The sequence below is a fragment of the Donghicola mangrovi genome, assembly GCF_013377535.1.
In the GTDB taxonomy this organism is placed as follows: Bacteria; Pseudomonadota; Alphaproteobacteria; order Rhodobacterales; family Rhodobacteraceae; genus Donghicola; species Donghicola mangrovi.
This window is the reverse complement of the sequence record NZ_JABCJE010000007.1, coordinates 170363-177288: the sequence shown is the minus strand read 5'-3', so window position 1 is coordinate 177288 and position 6926 is coordinate 170363. Positions and strand designations below refer to the sequence as shown.

7 protein-coding genes are annotated in these 6926 nt (G+C 62.7%); 3 read left to right on the top strand and 4 right to left on the bottom strand.

Annotated elements, in window-relative coordinates; all coding sequences use genetic code 11:
* Positions 1-154: 154 nt before the first annotated feature.
* On the top strand, positions 155-1405 hold the full coding sequence (locus tag HJ536_RS14785) for an Hsp70 family protein (RefSeq protein WP_177158285.1): 1251 nt from the start codon (positions 155-157) through the stop codon (positions 1403-1405).
* Here HJ536_RS14785 and HJ536_RS14780 read toward each other — a convergent pair.
* Genes HJ536_RS14780 through HJ536_RS14770 form a run of 3 tightly spaced genes read right to left on the bottom strand, consistent with a single transcriptional unit; the run spans position 1389 to position 4329 of the window.
* Positions 1389-2351, bottom strand: a complete 963-nt coding sequence (locus HJ536_RS14780) for a 2-hydroxyacid dehydrogenase (protein ID WP_177158284.1) — start codon at positions 2349-2351, stop codon at positions 1389-1391. The genes HJ536_RS14785 and HJ536_RS14780 overlap by 17 nt on opposite strands.
* Positions 2352-2362: 11 nt before the next feature.
* On the bottom strand, positions 2363-3130 hold the full coding sequence (locus HJ536_RS14775) for an SDR family oxidoreductase (protein WP_177158283.1): 768 nt from the start codon (positions 3128-3130) through the stop codon (positions 2363-2365).
* Positions 3130-4329: a mandelate racemase/muconate lactonizing enzyme family protein gene (locus tag HJ536_RS14770; protein ID WP_177158282.1), complete on the bottom strand. Its 1200-nt coding sequence runs from the start codon at positions 4327-4329 to the stop codon at positions 3130-3132. Before HJ536_RS14770 ends, HJ536_RS14775 begins: the two co-directional genes overlap by 1 nt.
* Before the next feature lie 148 nt (positions 4330-4477).
* Here HJ536_RS14770 and HJ536_RS14765 point away from each other — a divergent pair, with 148 nt between their 5' ends.
* Positions 4478-5197, top strand: a complete 720-nt coding sequence (locus HJ536_RS14765; protein WP_177158281.1) for a FadR/GntR family transcriptional regulator — start codon at positions 4478-4480, stop codon at positions 5195-5197.
* Here the strand turns inward: HJ536_RS14765 and HJ536_RS14760 are convergent.
* Positions 5194-5619 (bottom strand): MerR family transcriptional regulator, encoded by a 426-nt coding sequence (locus tag HJ536_RS14760; protein WP_177158280.1) that lies wholly within the window; start codon positions 5617-5619, stop codon positions 5194-5196. The two genes, HJ536_RS14765 and HJ536_RS14760, sit on opposite strands and share 4 nt — an antisense overlap.
* 212 nt (positions 5620-5831) lie before the next feature.
* Here HJ536_RS14760 and HJ536_RS14755 point away from each other — a divergent pair, with 212 nt between their 5' ends.
* Positions 5832-6845, top strand: a complete 1014-nt coding sequence (locus HJ536_RS14755; protein WP_177158279.1) for a glycine betaine ABC transporter substrate-binding protein — start codon at positions 5832-5834, stop codon at positions 6843-6845.
* Positions 6846-6926 lie beyond the last annotated feature (81 nt).

Below are 6926 nucleotides of genomic sequence, written 5' to 3'. Positions count from 1 at the left end.
CGCATTCATAGGCTCTTTTCCCAGGATCAGTCTCCTCCCGCTTTGCGTCATCTGTATGACACAACAGAAAGGCACACCGATTGCTTCAAAGACTTGCTGTCGCACGGGCCAAAGGCTAGCACCGCAGGCTTCAGGTAAAGCAGGGAATAAGAGTATGGCGCAGATCAGGCTTGGCATCGACTTTGGCACCTCCAACTCGGCGGCGGCCCTATATGATGGACGGTCCGTGCAGCGCATCGCATTAGAGGACGGGGCAGACACCATCCCGACCGCCGTATTCTTTCCCACCGACAAAAGCGGCATGCTGGTTGGCGGCGCGGCTTCTACCGCACTGATCGACGGCGAAGAGGGACGTTATATGCGCGCCCTGAAGTCCGTGCTTGGCGATCCCCTGTTCCACGAATCCCGCCTGATCGGAGGCAAACGCCAGACCATCGCCGAGGTTGTGACGGCCTTCTTGATCCGCGTCCGCACCCGCGCCGAACAGCAAACCGGAGAATCCTGCACCTCTGTTCTGTCCGGCCGCCCCGTGCACTTCCATTCCGAAGCGCCGGATATGGACAGCCGTGCGCTGGATGATCTGCGTTCGTGCTACGAGGCTGCGGGTTTCACCGACATCTCCTTTATGAACGAACCCGAGGCCGCCGCCCACGCCTACGGCAATACCAAGTCCATCGACGGGCTGGGGCTGATCGTGGATATCGGGGGCGGTACGTCGGACTTCTCGATCTTTCAGGCGACGGGGCAGAAGGTGAGTGTTCTGGCCAGCCACGGGGTGCGTCTTGGGGGGACGGATTTCGACCATGCGATCTCGATGGCCCATGCGATGCCGCTGCTTGGGCACGGCGGCCAACTGCGCCGCACCTTTGGCGAGGGGCTGCTGCCAGTGCCCGTGTCGATCTACGCCGATCTGGCGACGTGGGCCAAAATCCCCTTTGTCTATTCCCGTGATACCGAGAAACTGGTCGCCGACATGCTGCGCCACGCCGTGGACCCCGACCGGATGGAGCGTCTGCAGACCGTTGTGACCGAGCAGTTGGGCCACGAACTGGCCTTTGCGGTTGAACGGGGCAAGATCGACGCCAACAGCGCCACGCCCGATGCCGCGATCCGCATGGGGTTCATTGAACGCGGCCTGAACGCCCCCCTGACCAAAGGGTCGATGACTGCCGCCCTCGGCCCCCAGCGGGAAAAGCTGCGCAATGCGCTCTATCAGACCTTCATGATGGCGCAGATCATGCCGAACGAGATCAGCTCGATCGTTCTGGTGGGGGGCTCCTCCCTGATGACGTTGGTCGAAGAAGAAGCCCGCGCCGTGTGCCCGATGGCCTCGGTCCAGCGGTCCGAGGCCTTTACCGCCGTGGTGGACGGTCTGGCGATTGCCGCCGCTAGCGCAGGCGATTGACCAAGGGCTGACCGTCCACATACCGCCGAATGTTGTCCACCAAGGTGGCGCAGCGTCGGGCGATCGTTCCGTGGGTCCAGCCGGACATGTGCGGGGTGATCACCACATTCTCCAGTTCGTGGAATGGGAACTTGGACGGATGCGGGTTCGGGGCGTCGGCACTGGGGTAAACATACCACGTGTCGATGACGGCCCCGCCGATGCGGCCCTCGCGCAGGGCGGTGTACATCGCCTCTTCGTCGATCACCGCCCCGCGGCCAACGTTCATGATGATCGCGTGGGGCTGCATGGCGGCAAAGGCGTCCGCGCCGATCATCCCCTCGGTCTCGGGGGCTAGGGGCAGCGTGTTGATCACGATATCCACCTGCGCCAGCATCGCGGGCAGGTCATCCAACCCATATGTCCCCGCATATTCGGTCCCGCCTAGGGGCGAGCGGTTCGCCACATGAACCGACATCCCGAATGCCAGTGCCCGCGCAGCCACTGCCTTGCCGATATGCCCATGACCGATGATGCCGATGCTTTGCGCCCCGAGTTCGGTCCGCAGGCCGGTCGGCTTGCCCGCCCAATAGGTCCAGTCCCCCTGCCGCAGCTGGCTGTCAGCCTCGGCCAGCGGCACGTGGCGCATCAGCAAAGCGCACATCACATATTCGGCGATGGCATTCTCGTGGCCAAAGCAGTTCGCGACAAGGCACCCTTCGGGCAGGGCGTCCATGTTCACCGCGTCATAGCCCGCACTTGGCAGCAGGAACATCTTGCAGGTCAGTGCGGGCGCTCCGGCACGATAATGCACGCCGATCACCACGTCGGCGGTGGTCAGGGCGTCCAGCTCCTCGGCCGTTGCCACCGCATCGCTGACCTGCAGGATCTGGTGATCCGCGCCCAAAGCAGCCTCGACACCGGGACGGAAGGTTTCGGCATTCGCGCCGTAAAATACGATCTTCATGGGAAAGCCTTTCAAAGAACCGAGATCATGCCGCCGTCGGCATATATGATCTGACCGGACACATAGTTGGACGCATCGGACGCCAGATAGATGCAGGTGCCCGCCAATTCCTGCGGCAAGCCCCAGCGGCGCATGGGGGTGCGGCCCTTGACCCACGCGTCAAAGTCGGGGTTCGACAGCAGCGCCTCGTTCATATCGGTGACCATATAGCCCGGCCCGATGGCGTTGGCCTGAATGCCCTTTTCACCCCATTCGGCAGCCATCGCCTTGGTCAGCATTTTGATGCCGCCTTTGGCCACCGTGTAGGGCGCCACCGTCGCCCGCGCCAATTCCGAGGTCAGCGAGCCGATGTTGATCACTTTGCCCCTGCCCCGCGCAGCCATGCGTTTGGCGGCCTCGCGCCCCACGACGAAAGCGGCGGTCAGGTTGATGTCCAGCACGCGCTGCCAATCGGCGGTGTCCAGCTCCAGCATCGGTTTGCGGAACTGGATGCCCGCGTTGTTCACCAGAATGTCGACCTCGATCCCTTGCTGGTCCAGTTCGTGAAACGCGGCAAGGATCTGATCCTCGTCCGCCACGTCGAAGCAGCTGGTCAGCACATCAAAGCCCTGCGCCCGCATTTCATCCGCGGCCTCATCCAGCCGCGCGGGGTTCACACCATTCAGCACAACCCGCGCGCCCGCACCCGCCAGCCCTTCGGCAAAGGCGCGACCCAGCCCGCGGCTGGACCCGGTGATCAGCGCGGTGCGCCCTGCCAGATCGAACAATTTCAGGGACATCACGACACCTCCGAAACACGCACGGTCAGATCGGACCGCTCAAAGAATTGCGGCACCAGTTCAGTGCCAAGGCCCGGCCCCTCCATCGGGTAGACATAGCCGCCCTCGATGCGGGGGACGTTGGTGACCAGCTCGCGGTACCACCCGTTATAGAAGGCGCGGACGGACTCTTGGATCAGGGTGTTGGTCTGGCTGAAACTCATGTGGATCGCCGCCACAAAGCCCACCGGCCCGATACAGTCATGCGGCGCAAAGGGGCGGTGATAGGTGTCGGCCATCGCGGCGATCTTGCGCCCTTCGGTCAGGCCGCCAGTCCAGCACAGATCGGACATCACCACATGAGCGGCGTCCCGATCTAGGTAGTCCTTGTAAGCAAACCGTGATCCCAGAGTTTCCGACGCGCAGGTCCAGACCGAAGTGCTGCGCGCGAACTCAGCCAAGGCCTGCGGGTTGTTCATGCGGATCGGGTCCTCGAACCAGCGGGGGGCATAGGGTTCCAGCGCGCGGGCGATCTCCATCGCGACGGGCAGGTTCCACAGGCAGTGCAGCTCGACCATGATCTCCATCCGGTCGCCCACGGCCTTGCGGATCAGTTCGAACGGCTTGATCGCCTCTTTCATCTGGGCTGCGGTGATGAACATGCCCTTGTTTTCGATCGCGGCGGGGTCAAAGGGCCAGATCTTCATGGCGCTGATCCCGTTCTCCAGCAGATCCTCGGCCAGCGCATCGGCGCGGGTCATAAAGGCGTCCAGATCCTCGTAGGGGCCGTCCGCATTGCGGTTCCACGTATCCACCGGCTTGATCTTGTTGGTGCGGACATAGCGGGTGCCCGCGCAGGTGTTATAGACCCGCACGCGATCCCAGCTTTGACCGCCAAGCATGGTGTGCACGGGCTGGCCCGCGACCTTGCCAAAGATATCCCAGAGCGCGATGTCGATGGCCGAGGCCGCCCGATATTCCACCCCGGTCGAGGCCTGCGCATTCGGCAGGCTGACCATTTCCTTGTGCAGGGTTTCGATATTCAGCGGGTTCTGCCCCAAGAGCCGCACCGCCAACGTGTTGTGGATATGCGCCTCGCAGGCCTCGGCCCCATAGAACGTCTCGCCTAGGCCGGTGATTCCCGCGTCCGTTTCCACATGGACCCACAGGACGTTCGCGAATTCTTCCACACGATAGGTGCGGATCGCCGTAATTTTCATTTCAGAACAACCATTTCCCTACTGGGGCGCCCTCCTCTGGCGGCCCCTCTCCTGAATGCGCGGCCGGTGGCCGACGAATTTCTCTGTTCCATTGAAAGCCAAAGATGTAGGATTCGATCAACACTTAATTGAACTTTGGTGAGTCAAAATGGACAAACCTATCAGACAATCAGAGCCCGAGGGCGAAGGCCGCGTCGATCTGGCGATCCGCTATGTGCGGGACTACATCGCGCAGAACCAGTTGGTGCAGGGGGATGTCCTGCCCAGTGAAACCGCCTTGGCCGAGGAATTGGGCGTATCCCGCGCCGTCATGCGCGAGGCGTTCCGCGCCCTGTCGGCGCTGCGCATTCTGCAGGTGGGGAACGGGCGCCGCGCACGGGTGGGCGAGCCGGACTCGGAAGCCCTGAGCATGATCTTTGACCATACCGTTTACACGCGGCACCTGTCGATCCAGCAGGTTCTGGACGTGCGCCGGACGCTGGAGCTGCGCACCGCCAGCCTTGCCGCCATGCGCCGCAGCGAAGCGGACGCCGACCGTCTGATGGCCATTGCCGAGGATATGCTGACCTCGATCAACGACCCGGAGCGGGTGAAACTGCTGGATATCGAATTCCACGAGGTGATCGCCGCGGCCTCGGGCAATCCCCTGTATGCGACGACCATCGGGGCGTTCCGGATCATCACCCAGCAGACGTGGGACATCAGTTGGCGCAGCCGTCAGACCACCGCGAACCGTCGCGACAATCTGGAATGCCACGCCCGCATCGCCGCCGCGATCAAGGCCCAAGACCCCGAAGCCGCCGAACGCACCATGCGCGACCATTTCGACAGCGCCGTGCGGGCGCTAGTAAATGCAGGCGTGAATTAATCAGCGGGGTGATCGTGGTGGGCGCATTCGCTGTGATCCGCGATCACCTCTAGAACGCGGCATTCCGCGACGGTCCCGTGGGCCCCATGATGGACCATGCGCTCCAGTTCCTCGGCCAGTTGGGACAGGCGGGCGATACGGGCGCGGACCTCGGCCAGTTGACGGCGGGCGATCTCGTCGGCATCGGCGCAAGAGGCCGAAGGGTGCCGCGCCAGAACCAGTAATTCGCGGATCGCCTCGATCGGAAACCCCAGATCCCGCGCGTGCCGGACGAACGACAGGGTTTCCCGCGTCTCTGCCCCATACAGGCGCTGGTTGCCTGCGCTGCGGTCCGGTTCGGGCAACAGGCCAATCTGTTCGTAATAGCGGATCGTGGGCACCTTGACCCCGGTGGCCTTGGACAGTTTTCCGATTGTGAACATGTCATAAAATCCTGTCAAACTTGGATCAGTGTGCCTGAACGGGGCGCCGCTATGCCCATGAACAAATAGGACGCGCGGGGTTTCTTTACAGAGGCCTCGGGCTATGTTCTCTTTGCGACACTACATTGTCGCTTTTGTGCAGGTGCAGAAAAGCATATCCAATTAAGGCGCGCCACTTACGGAGGGTGCGCCCAAAGTCCTCGGGAGGGATGATGTTGAATATCCGGAAACTCGGCGCGATTGCTGTCTTTGGAACCACCACGGCGCTGGCCTCTGGCGCGATGGCCAGCGACTGCGGCGCGATCACCATGGCCGAGATGAACTGGGCCTCGGCCGAACTGATGGCAAATGTCGACAAGATCATCCTCGAGGCAGGCTACTCCTGTGATGTCGAGCTGATCCCCGGCGCGACCAACACCACCTTTGCCTCGATGAACGAAAAGGGCGAACCCGATGTCGCGGGCGAGCTGTGGATCAACGCCGTGCGCAACCTGCTGGAGCCCGCTCTGGCCGAGGGCCGCCTGCATTCCCTGGTCAACGGCCCGATCACCGGCCTAGGCGAAGGCTGGTGGGTGACCGAGAAGTTCGCCGCCGACCACCCCGATCTGGACACGGTCGAGAAGGTTCTCGCCCACCCCGAGCTGTTCCCCTATGTCGAGGACGAGTCCAAAGGCGCCTTCATGGGCTGCCCCGCCGGTTGGGGCTGCCAGCTGTCGAACAACCAGCTGTTCCGCGCCTTTGGCATGGAGGAAAAGGGCTGGGTTCTGGTCGATCCGGGTTCGGCAGCGGGTCTGGACGGCGCGATCGCCAAAGCGGCCGAGCGTGACGAGCCTTGGTTCGGCTACTATTGGGCGCCCACCGCGATCATCGGCAAGTACAAGCTGCAGCCGCTGGCTTGGGAAACCTCGTTCGCCGGTCAGGACAACTGGGACAACTGCATCGTCAAAACCGAAGACGAATGCCCGACCCCCGAGCCCACCGCCTATACCGTGTCGGACGTGCACACCGTGGTCACCGACCGCCTGATGAAAGAGGGCGGCCCCGCGGTCGAATACCTGTCCAAGCGCGTCTTCCCCGGCGAGGCGATGAACGAAATGCTGGTCTACATGAACGACAATCAGGCCACCGGCGAGGATGCCGCCTATCACTTCCTCGAGGCCTATCCCGATGTCTGGAGCGCGTGGGTCAGCCCCGAAGCCGCCGAAAGCATCAAGTCGGAACTCTGATCCCGTCAGAAACAACTCCAGCGGGGGGCCGCCACAGCCCCCCGTTTTGCGTGAAATCCGGACGGATTTCCGGTAATCAAT